The sequence below is a fragment of the Dokdonella sp. genome (assembly GCF_035511235.1).
Taxonomy (GTDB): Bacteria; Pseudomonadota; Gammaproteobacteria; order Xanthomonadales; family Rhodanobacteraceae; genus Dokdonella.
The window spans coordinates 224,841-242,633 of the sequence record NZ_DATKFQ010000005.1; the positions used below are offsets into that span (position 1 = coordinate 224,841).

Sequence of the window (17,793 nt, forward strand, 5' to 3'; positions counted from 1 at the left end):
CCCGGCAGCCGGGCACGGCGCATCCGGCTGCTGCGGCTGATGGCCGCTCTGGTGCCAATGGCACATGGCGGCCCGCTATGCGCTGGTATCCTCGCAAGGTTGTGCGCCGCCGTCGCGGCCCCACCCGTTTTTCGCCGAGGAACCCCGCCGATGCATCGATCGACCGTGCTTGCCGCCGCCATCGCCCTCGTACTCGCCGGATGCTCCGGCCAGAAGGCCGAAGCTCCGCCCACGCCCGCTCCGGAGGCCGCCGCGCCCGTGACCGCTACCGAGACCGCCAATCCGCTGCTGACCGCCAGCACGCTGCCGTTCCAGGCGCCGCCGTTCGACAAGATCAAGGACACCGACTACCAGCCGGCGATCGAGGAAGGCATGAAGCAGCACCTGGCCGAGGTGCAGGCGATCGCCGACAGCGCCGAGCCGCCGACCTTCGCCAACACGGTCGAGGCGTTCGAGCGCAGCGGCGCGCTGCTGACGCGCGCGGGGACGATCTTCTCGTCGCTGACCTCGGCCAATACCAACGAGACGCTGCAGAAGGCCGACGAGGCGCTGTCGCCGAAGCTGGCCGCGCACGCCGACGAGATCTATCTCAATCCCAAGCTGTTCGCGCGCTTCAAGGCGGTCTACGACGCGCGCGAGAGCGCCGGCCTGGATGCCGAGCAGAAGCGCCTGGTCGAGGAGTACCACAACCGCTTCATCCGCGCCGGCGCCCTGCTCAGCGACGCCGACAAGGCGACGCTGCGCGAGATCAACAAGGAAGAGTCGACGCTGTCGACCGCGTTCACGAACAAGCTGCTGGCGGCGACCAATGCCGCGGCGGTGGTCGTGGACGACCGCGCGCGCCTGGACGGCTACGCCGACACCGATCTGGCCGCCGCCGCCGAAGCGGCCAAGGCGCGCGGCCAGGAAGGCAAGTGGGTGATCCCGCTGCAGAACACGACGCAGCAGCCGGCCCTGGTCTCGCTGAAGGACCGCGGCCTGCGCGAGCAGCTCTTGCGCGCCTCGATGGAGCGCGCCGAGCACGGCGACGCCAACGACACGCTGTCGACGATCGAGCGCCAGGCCGAGCTGCGTGCGCAGCGCGCCAAGCTGCTCGGCTTCCCGAACTACGCCGCCTACAGCCTGGCCGACCAGATGGCCAAGACCCCCGAAGCCGCGATCAAGCTGCTGACCGACACGGTGCCGGCGGCGACCGCCAAGGCGCGCGGCGAGGCGGCCAAGATGCAGCAGCTGATCGACGCGCAGAAGGGCGGCTTCAAGCTGGCCGCCTGGGACTGGGACTTCTATGCCGAGCAGGTGCGCAAGGCCGAGTTCGACCTCGACGAGACGGCGATCAAGCCGTACTTCGAGCTCGACCGCGTGCTGCGCGACGGCGTGTTCTTCGCGGCCAACCAGCTCTACGGCATCACGTTCAAGGAGCGCAAGGACATCCCGGTCTACCACCCGGACGTGCGCGTGTTCGACGTGTTCGACGCCGACGGCACGCAGCTGGCGCTGTTCTATGCGGACTACTTCAAGCGCGACGCCAAGCGCGGCGGCGCCTGGATGGGCAACTTCGTCGAGCAGAACGGGCTGACCGGCGCCATTCCGGTCATCTACAACGTCTGCAACTACACCAAGCCGGCGCCGGGCCAGCCGGCCCTGCTGTCGTTCGACGAGGTCACCACGACGTTCCACGAGTTCGGCCATGCGCTGCACGGCATCTTCTCGAAGACCAAGTACCCGTCGCTGGCCGGCACCAGCGTCTCGCGCGACTTCGTCGAGTTCCCGTCGCAGTTCAACGAGCACTGGGCCAGCGATCCGGCCGTGTTCGCGAACTACGCCAAGCACTACCAGACCGGCGAGCCGATGCCGGAAGACCTGGTGCAGAAGATCCGCAAGGCGCGCACGTTCAACCAGGGCTACGCGACGACCGAGTATCTGGCCGCGGCCCTGCTCGACCAGGCCTGGCACAGCCTGCCGGCCGACGCCGGCAAGCAGGACGCCAAAAGCTTCGAGGCCGAGGCGCTGGCGCGCTACAAGGTCAACCTGCCGGAGGTGCCGCCGCGCTACCGCAGCCCGTACTTCGCGCACATCTGGGGCGGCGGCTACTCGGCCGGCTACTACGCCTACTTCTGGGCCGAGGTGCTCGATCACGACGCGTTCCAGTGGTTCCGCGAGAACGGCGGCCTGACGCGCCAGAACGGCCAGACCTTCCGCGACAAGATCCTCTCGCGCGGCAATACGGTCGAGCTGGCAACGCTGTACCGCGAGTTCCGCGGCAAGGATCCGAGCGTCGAGCCGCTGCTCGAGCATCGCGGCCTGAAGTAAGGCGGCGGCGACGGACGGCGCCGCACGCGCCGTCCGTCTTCGCGCGGCGTCACCATCCCGAGGGCGCACCGATGAGCTTGCATCCGATCCGATACGCCGCGCTCGCCTTCACGTTGGCTGCCGGCTGTCTCGCTTCGGCGGCAGAGGCCGCGCCGTCGGCGATCGCACGCTGCGAGCAGGCCAGCCACGATCTGCTCGACGCGCTCGGCCGCGGCGACTACGCCGCTGCGCAGGCCCTGTTCGCGCCGGCCCTCGCGGTCGAGCTGCCGGCGGCACGTCTGCAGGCGATGTGGGAGGACACGGCCGCGCGGCAGGGCGCCTTGCGCACCGCCGGCCGCCCGCACGGCGGTCGCGTCAACGGACGCAGCGAAGTGTTCATCCCGCTGATGTTCGAGAAGTCGACCGTGACCGCCGACGTGGTCTGCGGCGCCGACGGACGCATCGGTGCATTCCGGCTGACGCCGCCGCGCACGCCCTGAGCGGCGGGCCGGGCGGCCTTCCGCCGCCGGCTGCTGCGCGAGCCGGCACGCGCCGGGGTGGCGCGCCTCAGTACGCGAACTCGGTGAACACCGGATCGACGCTGCCGTTCCAGCGGCCGTGGAACAGCTCGAGCTTGCGCTCGGCCGAGGTCTGGTTGGCCTCGACGATCTCGATCAGCGGCTCGAGGAAGATCGACTCGTCGGCGCCTTGGCCGTTGCGGCGCGCACGCCGGGCCAGGCCGCCGGCGGCGATCCTGAGTGCCTCGGCGGCCAGATCGCGCACGCTGCCGCCGCGGAACGACAGCTTCAGTGCCTGCTTCGGCACGCCGTCGCGCAGCGCGTGCCGCTCGGCGATGCTGAAATCCTTGACCAGATCCCAGGCCGCATCGAGCGCCTCGCCGTCGTAGAGCAGGCCGACCCAGAACGCCGGCAACGCGCAGAGCCGGCCCCAGGGGCCGCCGTCGGCGCCGCGCATCTCCAGGTATTTCTTGAGCCGCACTTCCGGGAACGCCGTGGTCAGATGGTCGGCGAAATCCTTGAGCGTCGGCGTCGCGCCCGGCAGCTCGTCGAGCCGGCCGTCCATGAAGCGCCGGAACGAACGGCCGGCGAGGTCAATGTAGCGGCCGTCGCGATAGCTGAAATACATCGGCACGTCGAGCAGGTAGTCCACGTAGCGCTCGTAGCCGAAGCCGTCCTCGAACACGAAGTCGAGCATGCCGGTGCGGTCCGGATCGGTATCGGTCCAGATGTGCGAGCGATAGCTGAGGTAGCCATTCGGCTTGCCTTCGGTGAACGGCGAGTCGGCGAACAGCGCCGTGGCCACCGGCTGCAGCGCCAGCGAGACGCGGAACTTCTTGACCATGTCCGCCTCGTCGGCGAAGTCGAGATTGACCTGCACGGTGCAGGTCCGCGTCATCATGTCCAGGCCGAGCGAGCCGACCTTCGGCATGTAGCGACGCATGATCGCGTAGCGGCCCTTGGGCATCCACGGCATGTCCGCGCGCGACCATTTCGGCTGGAAGCCCATGCCGAGAAAGCCGAGGTCCAAGCCGTCGGCGACCGTCTTGACCTCGCGCAAATGGCCGGTGACCTCGCTGCAGGTCTCGTGGATCGAGGCCAGCGGTGCGCCGGACAGTTCCAGCTGGCCGGCCGGCTCGAGCGTGACCGACGCGCCGTCGCGCAGCAGCGCGATCAGCTTGCCGTCTTCCTCGACGCGATCCCAGCCGAAGCGGGTCAGCCCTTCGAGCAGGGCGCCGATGCCGCGCTCGCCGTCCCAGGCCGGCGGACGCAGATCGTCGAGCCGGAAACCGAACTTCTCGTGCTCGGTGCCGATGCGCCAGTCCGTCTCGGGCTTGCCGCCGGACGCGATGTACTCGACCAGCTGGTCGCGGCTGCGGATCGGTTCGTCCTTGACGGTGCTGGGTCCGGACATGGGATTTCCTCGAAGACAGCCGTCCACATGGGGATGCGGCGCCGACCCGCAAGTGGGACCGGCGGCACCGGCACTCAGCCGCCGAGCCGCGCCTTGATCAGGCCCGAGACCTGGCCCATGTCGGCGCGGCCGGCCACGCGCGGCTTGACCAGGGCGACCACCTTGCCCATGTCGCGCGCACCGGTGGCGCCCGATTCGGCGATCGCCGCGGCGACGATCGCGTCGAGCTCGGCGGCGTCGAGCGCGGCCGGCAGATAGCCCTGGATCACCGCGACCTCGGCCTTCTCCTTGTCGGCCAGATCGGTGCGGGCGGCCGCCTCGAACTGCGTGATCGAGTCGCGGCGCTGCTTGAGCATCTTCTCGAGGACCGACAGCACCTGCGCGTCGTCGAGGACGATGCGCTCGTCGACCTCGCGCTGCTTGATCGCGGCCTGGATCAGGCGGATGACGGCGAGGCGATCCTTGTCGCCGGCCTTCATCGCCGTCTTCATGTCGGTGGTGATCTGGTCTTTGAGGGACATCGGTCCGGTACTCCTCGAAGCGGCACGGGCACGGTCCGCGCCGCGATGGATCATGGCGGCCGCGAACGGCGCGGCCGTATCGTCACAAACGCAAACGGCCGACGTTGCCTGGCAACGTCGGCCGATCGACAGCCCGGATTCGCGCGGCGGGCGCTGGGCGGCCGCCGCAGGCGATCAGTACAGGCGCCGGCGCTTGGTCACGTCGCGCGAGACACGACGCAGGTGACGCTTGACCGCGGCAGCGCGCTTGCGCTTGCGCTCCTGGGTCGGCTTTTCGTAGAACTCGCGCTTGCGCACTTCGGCCAGGATGCCGGCCTTCTCACAGGTGCGCTTGAATCGGCGCAGGGCGAACTCAAATGGCTCGTTCTCACGAACTTTGACGCTGGGCATCGACGAACTCCGCTGTAAACTGATCTGCCCGGGCTGCGGGCGAGCCGCGCATTCTACCGTGACCGACCAGACCATTGCAAAGCCCGGCGAGCCGGCCGTCGTGACCGGCCCGGTCCTCGGCATCGAGACCTCCTGCGACGAGACCGGCGTGGCCGTCTACGACCGCGCGCGCGGCCTGCTCGCGCACCGGCTGTACAGCCAGATCCGCCTGCACGCCGACTACGGCGGCGTGGTGCCGGAGCTGGCCTCGCGCGACCATGTCCGCAAGCTGCTGCCGCTGGTCCGCCAGACCCTGGCCGACGCGGGCCTGCGCCTGGACGACCTGGCCGGCGTCGCCTATACCGCCGGTCCCGGCCTGGCCGGCGCGCTGCTGGTCGGCGCCGCCGCCGCGCGCGCGCTGGCCTGGGCGCTGGAGCGGCCGGCGATCGGCGTGCACCACATGGAAGGCCATCTGCTGGCACCGATGCTCGAGGCCGACCCGCCCGAGCCGCCGTACGTTGCGCTGCTGGTGTCGGGCGGCCATTCGATGCTGGTCGAGGTGACCGGGATCGGCCGCTACCGGCTGCTCGGCGACACGCTCGACGACGCGGCCGGCGAGGCCTTCGACAAGACCGCCAAGCTGATCGGCCTGCCGTATCCGGGCGGCCCGGCACTCGCGCGGCTCGCCGAGACCGGCATGCCCGGGCGGTTCCGCTTCGCGCGGCCGATGACCGACCGGCCCGGACTGGATTTCAGCTTCTCGGGTCTCAAGACCCAGGTGCTGCTGGCCTGGCAGGCCAGCGACGGCGGCGAGACGACGCGCGCCGACCTGGCGCGCGGCTTCGAGGACGCGGTGGTCGACACGCTGGCGATCAAGTGCCGCCGCGCGCTGGCCGCGACCGGCGCGCGGCGCCTGGTGATCGCCGGCGGCGTCGGCGCCAACCGCCGGCTGCGCGCGCAGCTGGCCGAGGCCGCCGAGGCCGACGGCTTCCGCGTGCATTTCCCGCGGCCGGCGTTCTGCACCGACAACGGCGCGATGATCGCGCTGGCCGGCGCGCTGCGCCTGGCGGCCGGCCAGCACGCCGATCCGGCGATCGCGGTGCGCCCGCGCTGGGAGCTGGAGAGCCTCGAGGCGGTCGGGGCCTAGGCTCGCCGCTACCGTCTCGACGGCATCGCGCCGTCGGTGCATGATGCGTCGCAATATCCTCATGCTGGCGCCGGATGAGATATGCCGGTCCGCGATCAGCGGACAGACCGATCGAGGACGTGTGCATGGATTGGAGCCGGTACAGGCCGCCCAGCTACGACGAACTGATCCAGGCCGACGGCCAGCCGCGCGCGAGCGCGCGCCGGCTGATCGAGTACATCACCGGTCTCTCGCGCAAGGAGCTGGCCGAACGCCAGCTCGCCGCCGACCTCGCGGCCCGCGAGATGGGCGTCACCTTCACCGTCTATTCCGAAGGTCGCAACGTCGACCGCACCCTGCCCTTCGACGTGATCCCGCGCGTGATTCCGCGCAGCGAATGGGCGCGCACCGAAGCGGGCCTGCGCCAGCGCGTGCAGGCGCTGAACCTGTTCATCGACGACATCTACGGCGAGCAGCGCATCCTGCGCGACAAGGTCGTGCCGCGCGCGATCCTCAAGGAGTCGGTCAATTTCCGCGAGCAGTGCGTCGGCATCCGTCCGCCGCTCGGCGTCTGGGCGCACATCTGCGGGTCGGACCTGGTGCGCGACGGCGACGGCACGCTGTACGTGCTCGAGGACAATCTGCGCATCCCCAGCGGCGTGTCCTACCTGCTCGAGAACCGCCTGGTCGCCAAGCGCGTGTTCCCGGAGCTGTTCGAGACCACCGCGATCCTGCCGGTCGACGACTACCCCGCGCAGCTCTATGACACGCTGGCCGCGCTGTCGCCGCGGCCCGGCGAGCAGCCGGTGATCGCGCTACTGACACCCGGCATCTACAACAGCGCCTACTTCGAGCACTGCTACCTCGCGCAGAGCATGGGCGTGGAGCTGGTCGAAGGCGGCGACCTGTTCGTCGGCGACGACGACGTGTGCTACATGCGCACCGTCTACGGGCCGCGCCGCGTCGATGTGATCTACCGGCGCGTGGACGATCTGTACATCGACCCGGAATGCTTCGTCGAGGATTCGGTGCTCGGCGTGCGCGGCCTGATCCGCGCCTGGCGCGCCGGCAAGGTCGCGCTGGCCAACGCGCCCGGCGCCGGCGTCGCCGACGACAAGGTCGTCTACGCCTACGTGCCGAAGATGATCCGCTACTACCTCGACCAGGATCCGATCCTGCCGAACGTGCCGACCTACCTGTGCGACGACGCGCGCCAGCGCAAGTACGTGCTCGAGCATCTGGCCGAGCTGGTCGTCAAGCCGGCCAACGAGTCGGGCGGCTACGGCATGCTGGTCGGGCCGCGCTCGACCAAGCGCCAGCGCGAGCAGTTCGCGAAGCTGATCGCCGCGCGGCCGCGCAACTACATCGCGCAGCCGACGCTGAGCCTGTCGACCGCGCCGGTCGTGACCGAGACCGGCCCGCAGCCGCGCCATCTGGATCTGCGCCCGTTCGTGCTGTCGCGCCACGACATCTACGTGACCACCGGCGGCCTGACCCGCGTCGCGATGAAGAAGGGCTCGCTGGTCGTCAACAGCTCGCAGGGCGGCGGCGCCAAGGACACCTGGATCGTCGATTTCGAGGAGAGCGCCTGATGCTCTCGCGCGTCGCCGACAACCTGTACTGGTTCACGCGCTATCTGCGCCGCGCCGAGAACACCGCGCGCCTGGTCAACGTCAACAGCCAGCTGCAGCTGGACCTGCCGCGCAACGTGCGCTTCGCGTGGCAGCCGCTGCTCGATACGCTCGGCGTGCAGGACGCGTTCCGGAGCCTGCATCCGGACAGCGGCGGCGATGCCGGCGAAACCGAGGTGGTGCGCTTCCTGCTGCTCGAGCCGGGCAGCCCGTGCTCGCTGCTGAGCTCGCTGCAGGCCGCGCGCGAGGCGCTGCGCTCGATCCGCGACACACTGCCGGCCGAGAGCTGGGAACGCGTCAACGGCCTGTACCTGTGGCTGGCCGACAACGGCGAGCGCGCGCTCGGCCGGCGCTACCGCCAGGAGCTGCTGAGCCGCGTCGTCGACGGCTGCCTGGTCGTGTCGGGCATGCTGACCGCCAACGTCAGCCGCGACACCGGCTTCCAGTTCCTGCGCCTGGGCACCGCGCTCGAACAGGCCGACATGACCACGCGCATCATCGATGCCGGCGGCTCGGGCCTAATCCGGCCGCGCGTCAGCGACGACCTGGCCGCGTTCCGAGCAGTGCAGTGGATCAGCGTGCTGCGCTCGCTGGAGGCCTACCAGATGTACCGCCGCCAGGTCCGCCAGCGCGTGACGCCGGCCCTGGCGCTGCGCTTCCTGCTGCAGGACGCCGAGTTCCCGCGCAGCGTCACCTATTGCCTGGACCGCGCCGAGAGCACGCTGCCGCGCCTGCCCGGCCGCAAGGCGGTATCGCGCGCGCTGACCCAGGTGCAGTCGATCGTACGCGGCGCCGACACCGTCGCGCTCGCCGAGCACGGACCGAAGGTGATGATGGACCGGATCCAGATCGGCCTGGTCGCGCTGCACGACACGCTGGCCGAGGCCTATTTCCGCAACTGACGCGGCAGCGGCTCGCCCGTCTGCGCGCCGGAATCGCGCGCGCCGGTCCGCTGCGTCGCGGCGCGAGCACCGGTCCGCGGCCGCGCGATCCGGCTGGGGCCGGCGCGCAAGGCGGCAAAGGCGCGCCGCGATCCATCCGCCATGTCCCGCGCACCGATGCGTGCCGCGCGACGCCCTACCGGCCGACACCGCGCCGGCTCGGGCGAACGCCGGCCGCGATCACGGCGTCCCGCACGCGGACCGCGAGCGGCGCGCCGTCCGGCCGGTAGACCCTTCGCTCCGTGTCGCTAGCGGCGGCCGAGCGCGCCGAGCAGGCCGCTGCCGGCCTGCAGCAGCTCGCCGAGGTCGACCTCGCCGTCGCCGTTGCGGTCGAGCACCGCGCTGACCAGGCCGCCGGCGCCGCTGCGCTGCGCGGCCTGCGGCGCCTGCTGGCCGAGCAGGCCGCCGAGACCGCCGGCGTCCAGCCCCTGTTCGCGCGTCATCCGGCCGATCGCGGCCATCACCAGCGGTGCCAGCATCGCCAGCAGCTGCGCCGCGTTGTCGCTGCCCAGGCCGCTGGCCTGGCCGAGCCCCTGCGCGGCCTGCGGCTGGCGCGAGCCGAAGATGTGGCCGAGGATGCCGCCGCCGGCGCCGCCGCCGCCGAGCACGCTGCCGAGCACGGAACCGAGATCGAGATCCTGATGGTCGCGACGAACCGCGCCGTACAGCGCGCCGGCACCCTCGTCGCTGGCGGCGTTGCGCGCCAGGCCGCCGAGCAGCAGCGGCAGGGCCTGTTCGACCGCGGCGCCGGCACGCTCCTCGCCGACGCCGAGCCGGCGGGCGATCGCGCCGAGATCGGCGGGGCTCAACTGGCTCATGACCTGGCCGGCCAGGTCGGAATCTGCTGTGGTCATCGGTTCGACACTCCGCGCGCCGGGCCCGCAATGGGCGCCTCAAGGCGAGGCGGCATTGTGGCCCCGGTGCGCCGGCGGCGCGATCGTGCAACGGTTAAAGATCGTGAAACCTTCGTCATCACGGCATCGGCCTCGCCGGGCCGGTGCTAGGCTCGCTCCGCCTGGCAAGGCACCGCCGTCATCGACGCCGGCCGAATCCCGCGGCATGCCAGGAGCGGCACCGCCGTGCGAGGGCTCCATGACCGATCATCCGCCCGCCTTCGATCTGCTCCATCAGCGCTATGTCGACTCGTTCGCCCGCAAGCGCGAGGAGATCGAACAGGCCTGGAAGCGGATGCTGCTGATGCCCGACGAGGAGGCCGCGCGCGCCGACCTGCAGCGCCTCGTGCACCGGCTGTCCGGCTCGGCGCCGGCCTACGGCTTCGAGACGCTCGGTGCGCTGGCGCGCGCGGTCGACGAACGTCTGGCGGACTGGCAGCGCACCCCGGCGCATCGCCGAGAACCCGCGATCACGCTGGCCAGCGGCCTGCAGGCACCGATCCGCGACCTGCTCGCCGCGTTCGCCACGCAGGCGCCGGCCAAGGCGCCGGCGGCGGCGGACGTGGAGGCGGCGCCGCTGCGCGTGATCCTGGTCGAGGACGACGGCGACCAGGCCGCGCGGCTGGCCGCCACGCTCGAGCGGCACGGGCTGGAGATCCGGCATGCCGCCGATTCGGCCACGCTGTGGCAGATGCTGGTGACCTGGCCGTGCCAGGCGATCGTGCTCGACTACTGGCTGCACGGCGAGACCGCCGCCGAGATCGCCGGCATGCTGCAGCGCGAATCGAGCTTCGCGCGGATCGCGCGGGTCTGCCTGACCGCCGACATCGGCCTGCCGCTGCAGCAGGCGGCGCTGTCGGCCGGCTGCGACGCCTTCGTGCTCAAGCATGCGCCGGTCGAGCATCTGGTCGCCGCGATCCGCGCCCACGTCGCGTCGCGCCTGAGCGCCTGAGCGCGCCGATGCTGCGCCCGGCCTGGATCGCCGGGCGCACGGCAGCTATCCTGCGCGCCCTCATCGTTCAGCGGGTGGATCGCGCATGTCCCAGCGATTTCCTCCGGTCGCCCTGATCGGCGCACCGACCGACATCGGCGCCGGCCATCGCGGCGCCTCGATGGGCCCGGAGGCCCTGCGCGTGGCAGGCCTGCCGCAGGCGCTGCACGAGCGCGGCATCGAGGTCGTCGATCGCGGCAACCTGGCCGGCCCGCTCAATCCGTGGCAGCCGCCGCAGGACGGCTACCGGCATCTGGCCGAAGTCACCGCCTGGAACCGGGCGGTCATGACCGCGGTCCGCAACGAACTGGCCGCCGGCAATCTGCCGGTCGTGCTCGGCGGCGACCACTCGCTGGCGCTGGGATCGATCACCGCGGTGGCCGGCCACTGCCGGGAGCGCGGCCGCAAGCTGCTGGTGCTGTGGTTTGACGCGCACGCTGACTTCAATACCAGCACGATCACGCCGTCGGGCAATCTGCACGGCATGCCGGTGGCCTGCCTGTGCGGCCACGGTCCGCGCGAACTGACCGAACTGGGCGGCTCCTCGCCGGCGATCACGCCGGACCGGATCCGCCAGATCGGTATCCGCTCGGTCGATGCCGGCGAGAAGCGCATGGTGCGCGACGCCGGCCTGGACATCTACGACATGCGCTACATCGACGAGATCGGCATGCGCCGCGCCATGGAGGAAGCGCTCGAGGGCATCGACGCCGATACCCATCTGCACGTCAGCTTCGACGTGGATTTTCTCGATCCGGAGATCGCACCGGGCGTCGGCACGACGATTCCCGGCGGACCCAATTACCGCGAGGCGCAGCTGGCGATGGAGATGATCGCCGACCGCGGCTGCCTGGGCTCGCTCGACATCGTCGAACTCAATCCCGCATTCGACGTGCGCAATCGCACCGCGGCGCTGACCGTGGATCTGGTCGAGAGCCTGTTCGGCAAGTCGACCCTGATGCGCGACTGAGCGGCGCCGCGAATCGCACAAAAGAAAACGCCGGCGCTGACGCCGGCGTTTTCTTTCCTTGTTCGCGTCCTGCGATCAGCCGATCAGCAGGTCCTTTTCCTTCTTGCCTGCGCTCAGCGCGGCATTGAACCAGCGGGGGCGCTTGCCACGGCCGGTCCAGGTCTGCGACGGATCGGCCGGATTGCGGTACTTCGGCTTCACCTTGCTCACGGCGCGCCGGCTGCTCTTGCGGCCGCCGCCGAACACGTCGTCCAGCGTAAAACCTTCCGCGGTCACCATCGCGACGATTTTGTCGCGCAGCTTGGTCAGCTTGTCCTTGGCCAATTCCTCCTGACGCTGCTGAGCACGACCGATCAGGTCGTTCAGCTGATTGTGATTGAGACTCTTCAGATCGATTGCCATTAATCAAACTCCGGAATATGCAGGTCAAGCCGGCGCATAATAAATCAAATTCGCGCCGCGCGGCAGATCCTGACCGCAACGGTCGCCGCCGGACCCGAGCGGAGCGGCCAATACCGCGTCCGTGCCATTGCGCCGAGTAACGCGCAGATCGCCCCCGACCTCACTGGAAACCGCGGCGCTGCGCGCCGGTGGCGTGAAAGCGCCGCTGCGCGACATCGAATGAAAGCCGCAAGGCATCTGCCGCGACGCCGGCTATTGGACGGCAGGAAAATCCGCGCGCGCCGCGCGGCTTAATGCCGCTGAACGCGGCATGCACGGCCGGCGCAACGGCATCCCGGCTACGGCCGCCGGGGCTGGCGTTTTGAGGGCCGCGTTGGTATTACTGTCGGCACAGGGCGGCCGCGCGAGTGGCCATTGGGGGAATCCGGACACGTCATCGCGCAGGCCGCGATGCGGTCCTCGTCGAGGATCAGATGTGGGTTTGCTCGATTCGCTCGAACAGGAAGCCGACAAGCGCCGCAGCGGCGAGGCGGACGAGGCGCAGCGGCGCGCCGAGCGCGGCGAGATCTACCGCATCCAGCTCGAGCCGGCGATGGATGCCCTCCACGACTATCTGCAGCGGTTCGTCGCCCACCTCAAGGTCGTCCATCCGCGCGTGGCGCTGCGCCACGTGATTCCCGGCTACGGCGACGTGATCGCCTACCTCGACCACGACTACGAGCTGCGCTACAGCAAGCAGTCCCATTCGCGCGAGATCAAGCTGGTCTCGCACGCGACCGTCGCCAGCGCCGAATGTCCGTCCGCGGTGGTGCGCGGCTCGGGCAGGATCAAGACCGTCGCGGCGCTGTTCCAGCGCCACCGGCTCGGCGGCATGCTGGCGCCGGAAAAAGATGCCGGCGGCGAAGTCGTCGCCGCCACGTTCAAGGCCAAGGGCCGCATTCCGCTGGCACTGACCGCGAGTGCCGACGCGACCACTGCCCAGCTCAAGCTCGCGTTCGCCAATTACGACGATTTCGCGACCGTCGGCCGCAGCGTCGCCGCCGGCCAGGCCGACGAGGCGCTGTTCGAGGAGATCGGGCGCTACCTGCTGCGCGAGGACAACGGTCTGCTGCGCGAGGATCTGCCCGACAACGTGCGCCTGCACCTCAAGGCCAAGGTGCAGCAGCAGGAGATCCGGCGCCGCTGGGAGGCGCGCATCGAGACGCTGCAGCACGAGGAGGTCGCGATGCTGCGCAGCCGCTACACGCTGCGCGGCCGCATCGCCGAGGCGTTCGGCCGGCTGCGGCGCTGGCGCCGCAGCGGCGACTGAGGCGGCATCGCGGTCCGTCGTACCGACCGCGATGCCAGCACGCCGTCTTCGATCGAGCGCGGCTCAGACGAACGCGGAGAGAATCTCCTCGCGCGTCAGCGAGCGGTTCTCGCTTTCGGTGCGGCGCCGGTACTCGTAGGTGCCCGCGGCCAGGCCGCGCTCGCTGACGACGATCCGGTGCGGAATGCCGATCAGCTCCATGTCGGCGAACATCGCGCCCGGACGCAGGCCGCGATCGTCAAGCACGACCTCGACGCCGGCCGCCGTCAGTTCGGCGTAGAGCCGCTCGGCCTCCTCGCGCACGGCCTCGCTCTGATGCGAGCCGATCGGGCAGATCGCCACGCGCCACGGCGCCATCGCGTCCGGCCAGACGATGCCGGCCTCGTCGTGGTTCTGCTCGATCGCCGCCGCGACGATGCGGCTGACGCCGATGCCGTAGCAGCCCATCCAGGTCGTGCGCGAGACGCCCTTCTCGTCGAGCACGCTGGCGCCGAGCGCCTCGGCGTACTTCTGGCCGAGCTGGAACACGTGGCCGACCTCGATGCCGCGCGCGAGCCTGAGCTCGCCGTGGCCGTCCGGCGACGGATCGCCGTCGACGACCTTGCGCAGGTCGGCGATGCGCGTGACGCGCGCGTCGCGCTCCCAGTTGGCGCCGCGCCAGTGCGTGCCCTCGGCATTGCCGCCGCAGACGAAATCGGCGAGGACCGCCGCGGCGCGGTCGACGATGACCGGGATCGATTCGGGCAGGCCGACCGGGCCGATGAAGCCCGGCCGGGTGCCGGCGACGCGCACGATCTCGGCCTCGTCGGCCAGCACCGAGGCGCCCGGCAGCTCGGCCAGCTTGGCCGCCTTGACCTCGTTGATCTCGTGGTCGCCGCGCACGCACAGCGCGACCAGTCCGTCGACGCCGCGGACCAGGATCGTCTTGATGCAGCGCGCCGGCGCGACGCCGAGGAAGCCCGAGACCTCCTCGATCGTGCGCTGGGTCGGCGTGTCGACGCGCTCGAGCGGCGCCGACGGCGCCGGCCGCGGCTCGCCCGGCGCGACCGCCTCGGCCAGCTCGATGTTGGCCGCGTAGTCCGAACCGGTCGAGAACGCGATCGCATCCTCGCCCGAGTCGGCCATGACCTGGAACTCGTGGCTGGCATTGCCGCCGATCGCGCCGGTGTCGGCCTGCACCGCGCGGAAACGCAGCCCCAGCCGCGTGAAGATGCGGCCGTAGGTGTCGTACATGTTGCGGTATTCCTCGGCCAGGCTGTCCGGGTCGAGATGGAACGAATAGGCGTCCTTCATCAGGAACTCGCGCGCGCGCATCACGCCGAAGCGCGGGCGGATCTCGTCGCGGAACTTGGTCTGGATCTGGTAGAAGTTGACCGGCAGCTGCTTGTAGCTGCGCAGCTCGTTGCGTGCGAAGTCGGTGATGACCTCCTCGTGGGTCGGGCCGTAGCAGTACTCGGCGTCCTTGCGGTCGCGCAGCTTCAGCAGCTGGCCGCCGAACTTCTCCCAGCGGCCGGTCTCCTCCCACAGCTCGCGCGGCTGCACCGACGGCATCAGCAGTTCGATCGCGCCGGCTCGGTTCATCTCCTCGCGCACCGCGTGCTCGACCTTGCGCAGCACGCGCAGGCCCAGCGGCGACCAGGTGTAGATGCCCGCGGCCAGCTTGCGCAGCATGCCGGCGCGCAGCATCAGCCGGTGGCTGGCGATCTCGGCGTCGGCCGGGACTTCCTTGATGGTGGCGAGGTGGAATCGGGAAAGACGCATGACCGGCTTCGCAGGATCGAGGGAGCCGGCGATTCTAGCAGCGCCGCCGCGCGACCGGTCCGCCGATGCGCGCCGGCGGCGCAGGCGATCGGCCGCCTGCTCATGCGCGCAGGTTCGCGAGGCCGACCGCGAACATGCGCGATCGGGACGGTCTCTCGGCGATCGGCGTTCGCCGCCGGACCAGCCCGACTCCTGCCGCTCAGCGGCAGTAGAACGCGACGCGCTCGCGCGCCTGGGCCAGCTGCTGCTGACGCTGCTCGGGCGTCAGCACCTGGTTGGCACCGTCACCGTCGACGTCCATGCTGACCTGCTGCTGGCCCTCGAGCAGCTCGGCATTGCGCCGCGCCTGTTCGCAGACCTGCTGGCGCGCCTCGGGGCTGTCGGTCAGCGTCGCGCCGCCGGTGCCGGGGGGCGGCGTGCCCTCGGCGGGCGGCGCGGCCGTCTCGCCGGCCTGGGCTTCCTGACCCGCCGCGACCGGCGTGTCGCCGCGGACCGTGATCTGCCGCGCCGACTTGACGCTGGCCGGCGGCGGCGAATCGGAGAAATGGGTGACGCCGTTGGCATCCTTCCAGGTGTAGACGCGCGCATTGCCGGCGGCATCGGCCAGCACGGGCAGCGCGAGCAAGCACAGCAGCACGAGGGGCCAGCGCCTCATCGGGACTCTCCAGCCGGCAGGGGACCGGCATTCCAGCGGTGCCCGAGTGTGTCACAGCCGGCCACGGCCTGTCGTGCGGTGGGCCACATCGCGGCCCGGCGCGCACCGGCGCTCGGCCGGGCCCGGCGAACCCGGTTAAACTGGCCGCTGGCGACGAACTCCCGATGCGCATGGACGAGACTCCCCGCTCCACGAAACCGTCACGCGGCATCTATCTGCTGCCGAACCTGTTCACGACCGCCGCGATGTTCGCGGGCTTCTACGCGATCGTCGCCGCGATCGGCGCCCGCTACACCGAGGCGGCGATCGCGGTCTTCGTCGCCACCCTGCTCGACGGCCTCGACGGCCGCGTCGCGCGCCTGACCGGCACGCAGAGCGAATTCGGCGTGCAGTACGACTCGCTGTCGGACCTGGTCAGCTTCGGCCTGGCGCCGGCCCTGGTGATGTACACCTGGTCGCTGTCGGCGCTGAAGGGCTTCGGCCCGGTCTGGGGCAAGATCGGCTGGGCCGCCGCGTTCATCTACGCAGCCTGCGCCGCGCTGCGCCTGGCGCGCTTCAACACCCAGGTCAACGTCATCGACAAGCGCTATTTCCAGGGCCTGGCCAGCCCGGCCGCGGCCGGCTTGTGCATGGCCTTCGTCTGGACGATCGAGCGCACCGACCTGACCGGCGACGACGTCTGCTTCGTCACGCCGTTCCTGGCGATCGGTGCCGGCCTGCTGATGATCAGCAACGTGCGCTACTACAGCTTCAAGGCCTGGCCGCTGTCGGACAAGGTGCCGTTCATCTGGATTCCGCTGGCGATGCTGATCCTGGTCGCGCTGGCGATCGACACGCCGCGCGTGCTGCTGACGATCGCGCTGCTGTACGTGCTGTCGGGCCTGATCATGACCGTCTGGGGTCTGGTCCGGCATCGCCGCGAACGGCGCGCGGCGCGCGGCGGCGGTGGCGAGGCGTGATGCCGGTGCGCCCGCCCGGCCCGCGGTGCCCGCATGCCGGCGGCTGACGCCGGCCGCCGCCTGGCGGAAATGGGCATCGAACGCTACGTGCTGCGGCGCTCCGCTGCGCCGGACGTGGCGGCCGCCGACCCGCCGCCGGACCGCACCGCACCGCCGCTCGCGGCAGCCGCGATGCCGCGCCGATCGGCGCCGGCCTCCACGGCGCCCGTCGCGAGCGTGCTGCTGATCGCCGATGCCGCGGGACCGCAGGCGCTGATCGAGGACATCGGCCGCGGCCTGGACCGGCTGCGCGTGACCTGGTCGCGCGCCGGCGCCGGCGACGCGGACAGGCTGAGCGCAGCCGCCGGTTTCGTCGTGCTCGGCGAGCCGCTGGCGCGGCAGGTCGCGGCCAGCCTGCCGACCGACCGGCTCGGCACCTGCGAATGGGTCATCGCCGATCCGGCCGCCGATCTGGCGCGCGCGGCGGCCGCCAAGCGCGCGCTCTGGGGCGAGCTCAAGCGTCTGGCGCGCAGCCTCGCGGCGCGCCACGGAGGCGCCTGAGTGGCCGCCCATCCGCAGGCGCCGCCGGCCGAGCTGCGGCCGATGGGCGACGCCGACATCGAGGCCGTCGCCGCGATCGAACGCAGCGCCTACGAGTTTCCGTGGTCGGCCGGCATCTTCCGCGACTGCCTGCGCGCCGGCTACGACTGCCGCGTCCTGGCCGAGGGGCAGACGATCGCCGGCTACGGCATTCTCTCGGTCGGCGCCGGCGAGGCGCACGTGCTCAACGTCTGCATCGCGCCCTCGCATCAGGGCCTGGGCCTGGGCCGCCGCCTCGTGCGCCGCGTGATCGACCTGGCACGCTGGCACCGCGCCGAGCGCATCTTCCTCGAGGTGCGCCCGTCCAACGCGCGCGCGATCGCGCTGTACCTGTCGCTGGGCTTCAACGAGATCGGCAAGCGCCCGAACTACTATCCGGCACGGCGCGGCCGCGAGGACGCGATCGTCATGGCGATCGAGCTGCTCGACGGCGACTGACACCCCCTTCCTTTCCCGCGCCCGACG

The 17,793-nt window shown here is 70.9% G+C and carries 18 protein-coding genes; 11 read left to right on the forward strand and 7 right to left on the reverse strand.

The features are described 5' to 3' along the window. Positions 1-150 precede the first annotated feature (150 nt). Both dcp and VMR06_RS02905 read left to right on the forward strand, forming a co-directional pair. Positions 151-2,310 carry a peptidyl-dipeptidase Dcp gene (gene dcp / locus VMR06_RS02900; protein WP_325372798.1) on the forward strand — a complete coding sequence of 720 codons (2,160 nt, stop codon included), beginning with the start codon at positions 151-153 and terminating at the stop codon, positions 2,308-2,310. A gap of 71 nt (positions 2,311-2,381) precedes the next feature. Beyond that, positions 2,382-2,789: a hypothetical protein gene (locus VMR06_RS02905; protein ID WP_325372800.1), complete on the forward strand. Its 408-nt coding sequence runs from the start codon at positions 2,382-2,384 to the stop codon at positions 2,787-2,789. A gap of 67 nt (positions 2,790-2,856) precedes the next feature. Here the strand turns inward: VMR06_RS02905 and VMR06_RS02910 are convergent, their stop codons facing one another. From VMR06_RS02910 to rpsU, 3 genes are all read right to left on the reverse strand, one after another. Further along, positions 2,857-4,221, reverse strand: a complete 1,365-nt coding sequence (locus VMR06_RS02910) for a glutamate--cysteine ligase (protein WP_325372802.1) — start codon at positions 4,219-4,221, stop codon at positions 2,857-2,859. A gap of 74 nt (positions 4,222-4,295) precedes the next feature. Then, complete coding sequence (locus VMR06_RS02915; protein WP_325372804.1) at positions 4,296-4,742, reverse strand: GatB/YqeY domain-containing protein; 447 nt, start codon at positions 4,740-4,742, stop codon at positions 4,296-4,298. A gap of 174 nt (positions 4,743-4,916) precedes the next feature. Next, positions 4,917-5,132 carry a 30S ribosomal protein S21 gene (gene rpsU / locus VMR06_RS02920; protein ID WP_325372807.1) on the reverse strand — a complete coding sequence of 72 codons (216 nt, stop codon included), beginning with the start codon at positions 5,130-5,132 and terminating at the stop codon, positions 4,917-4,919. A gap of 58 nt (positions 5,133-5,190) precedes the next feature. On the opposite strand from rpsU, the gene tsaD reads away from it, so the two are divergent. The 3 genes from tsaD to VMR06_RS02935 all read left to right on the forward strand — a co-directional run bounded on the left by tsaD (position 5,191) and on the right by VMR06_RS02935 (position 8,770). Next, a complete protein-coding gene (gene tsaD / locus VMR06_RS02925) occupies positions 5,191-6,258 on the forward strand; it encodes a tRNA (adenosine(37)-N6)-threonylcarbamoyltransferase complex transferase subunit TsaD (protein WP_325372809.1) in 1,068 nt (355 codons plus the stop codon). 125 nt (positions 6,259-6,383) lie between these two features. After that, positions 6,384-7,829 (forward strand): circularly permuted type 2 ATP-grasp protein, encoded by a 1,446-nt coding sequence (locus tag VMR06_RS02930; RefSeq protein ID WP_325372811.1) that lies wholly within the window; start codon positions 6,384-6,386, stop codon positions 7,827-7,829. Then, a complete protein-coding gene (locus VMR06_RS02935) occupies positions 7,829-8,770 on the forward strand; it encodes an alpha-E domain-containing protein (protein ID WP_325372813.1) in 942 nt (313 codons plus the stop codon). The genes VMR06_RS02930 and VMR06_RS02935 overlap by 1 nt, the downstream gene beginning before the upstream one ends. A gap of 287 nt (positions 8,771-9,057) precedes the next feature. Here the strand turns inward: VMR06_RS02935 and VMR06_RS02940 are convergent, their stop codons facing one another. Then, positions 9,058-9,663: a DUF937 domain-containing protein gene (locus VMR06_RS02940; protein WP_325372815.1), complete on the reverse strand. Its 606-nt coding sequence runs from the start codon at positions 9,661-9,663 to the stop codon at positions 9,058-9,060. A 238-nt stretch (positions 9,664-9,901) separates the two neighbouring features. Between VMR06_RS02940 and VMR06_RS02945 the strand changes: the two genes are divergently transcribed. Together VMR06_RS02945 and rocF are read left to right on the forward strand one after the other, a co-directional pair. After that, positions 9,902-10,654 carry a response regulator gene (locus VMR06_RS02945; protein ID WP_325372817.1) on the forward strand — a complete coding sequence of 251 codons (753 nt, stop codon included), beginning with the start codon at positions 9,902-9,904 and terminating at the stop codon, positions 10,652-10,654. An 85-nt stretch (positions 10,655-10,739) separates the two neighbouring features. Then, positions 10,740-11,663 carry an arginase gene (gene rocF, locus VMR06_RS02950; RefSeq protein ID WP_325372819.1) on the forward strand — a complete coding sequence of 308 codons (924 nt, stop codon included), beginning with the start codon at positions 10,740-10,742 and terminating at the stop codon, positions 11,661-11,663. 75 nt (positions 11,664-11,738) lie between these two features. On the opposite strand, the gene VMR06_RS02955 is transcribed toward rocF, so the two are convergent. After that, complete coding sequence (locus tag VMR06_RS02955; RefSeq protein WP_325372821.1) at positions 11,739-12,065, reverse strand: H-NS histone family protein; 327 nt, start codon at positions 12,063-12,065, stop codon at positions 11,739-11,741. Between the two features lie 475 nt (positions 12,066-12,540). Between VMR06_RS02955 and VMR06_RS02960 the strand changes: the two genes are divergently transcribed. After that, positions 12,541-13,374, forward strand: a complete 834-nt coding sequence (locus VMR06_RS02960; RefSeq protein ID WP_325372823.1) for a hypothetical protein — start codon at positions 12,541-12,543, stop codon at positions 13,372-13,374. 63 nt (positions 13,375-13,437) lie between these two features. On the opposite strand, the gene VMR06_RS02965 is transcribed toward VMR06_RS02960, so the two are convergent. Together VMR06_RS02965 and VMR06_RS02970 are read right to left on the reverse strand one after the other, a co-directional pair. Then, positions 13,438-15,135, reverse strand: coding sequence for a proline--tRNA ligase (locus tag VMR06_RS02965; protein ID WP_325372825.1), 1,698 nt, complete (start codon positions 15,133-15,135; stop codon positions 13,438-13,440). A gap of 199 nt (positions 15,136-15,334) precedes the next feature. Next, a complete protein-coding gene (locus tag VMR06_RS02970; protein WP_325372827.1) occupies positions 15,335-15,790 on the reverse strand; it encodes a DUF4124 domain-containing protein in 456 nt (151 codons plus the stop codon). Positions 15,791-15,960: 170 nt separating this feature from the next. Here VMR06_RS02970 and pssA point away from each other — a divergent pair, with 170 nt between their 5' ends. From pssA to rimI, 3 genes are read left to right on the forward strand one after another with little or no spacing between them, the layout of a single operon-like run. Further along, positions 15,961-16,749 (forward strand): CDP-diacylglycerol--serine O-phosphatidyltransferase, encoded by a 789-nt coding sequence (pssA, locus tag VMR06_RS02975; RefSeq protein ID WP_325372829.1) that lies wholly within the window; start codon positions 15,961-15,963, stop codon positions 16,747-16,749. 33 nt (positions 16,750-16,782) lie between these two features. Continuing rightward, a complete protein-coding gene (locus tag VMR06_RS02980; protein ID WP_325372831.1) occupies positions 16,783-17,289 on the forward strand; it encodes a hypothetical protein in 507 nt (168 codons plus the stop codon). Next, entirely contained in the window at positions 17,290-17,766 is a 477-nt protein-coding gene (gene rimI, locus VMR06_RS02985; RefSeq protein ID WP_414648050.1) for a ribosomal protein S18-alanine N-acetyltransferase, read from the forward strand. The last annotated feature ends 27 nt before the right edge of the window (positions 17,767-17,793 follow it).

Excerpts from the sequence above, each read along its gene's own strand:
- dcp (WP_325372798.1), top strand. The coding sequence starts at position 151 with ATGCATCGATCGACCGTGCTTGCCGCCGCCATCGCCCTCGTACTCGCC.
- VMR06_RS02905 (WP_325372800.1), top strand. The coding sequence starts at position 2,382 with ATGAGCTTGCATCCGATCCGATACGCCGCGCTCGCCTTCACGTTGGCT.
- VMR06_RS02910 (WP_325372802.1), bottom strand. The coding sequence starts at position 4,221 with ATGTCCGGACCCAGCACCGTCAAGGACGAACCGATCCGCAGCCGCGAC.
- VMR06_RS02915 (WP_325372804.1), bottom strand. The coding sequence starts at position 4,742 with ATGTCCCTCAAAGACCAGATCACCACCGACATGAAGACGGCGATGAAG.
- rpsU (WP_325372807.1), bottom strand. The coding sequence starts at position 5,132 with ATGCCCAGCGTCAAAGTTCGTGAGAACGAGCCATTTGAGTTCGCCCTG.
- VMR06_RS02930 (WP_325372811.1), top strand. The coding sequence starts at position 6,384 with ATGGATTGGAGCCGGTACAGGCCGCCCAGCTACGACGAACTGATCCAG.
- VMR06_RS02935 (WP_325372813.1), top strand. The coding sequence starts at position 7,829 with ATGCTCTCGCGCGTCGCCGACAACCTGTACTGGTTCACGCGCTATCTG.
- VMR06_RS02940 (WP_325372815.1), bottom strand. The coding sequence starts at position 9,663 with ATGACCACAGCAGATTCCGACCTGGCCGGCCAGGTCATGAGCCAGTTG.
- VMR06_RS02945 (WP_325372817.1), top strand. The coding sequence starts at position 9,902 with ATGACCGATCATCCGCCCGCCTTCGATCTGCTCCATCAGCGCTATGTC.
- rocF (WP_325372819.1), top strand. The coding sequence starts at position 10,740 with ATGTCCCAGCGATTTCCTCCGGTCGCCCTGATCGGCGCACCGACCGAC.
- VMR06_RS02955 (WP_325372821.1), bottom strand. The coding sequence starts at position 12,065 with ATGGCAATCGATCTGAAGAGTCTCAATCACAATCAGCTGAACGACCTG.
- VMR06_RS02965 (WP_325372825.1), bottom strand. The coding sequence starts at position 15,135 with ATGCGTCTTTCCCGATTCCACCTCGCCACCATCAAGGAAGTCCCGGCC.
- VMR06_RS02970 (WP_325372827.1), bottom strand. The coding sequence starts at position 15,790 with ATGAGGCGCTGGCCCCTCGTGCTGCTGTGCTTGCTCGCGCTGCCCGTG.
- pssA (WP_325372829.1), top strand. The coding sequence starts at position 15,961 with ATGGACGAGACTCCCCGCTCCACGAAACCGTCACGCGGCATCTATCTG.
- VMR06_RS02980 (WP_325372831.1), top strand. The coding sequence starts at position 16,783 with ATGCCGGCGGCTGACGCCGGCCGCCGCCTGGCGGAAATGGGCATCGAA.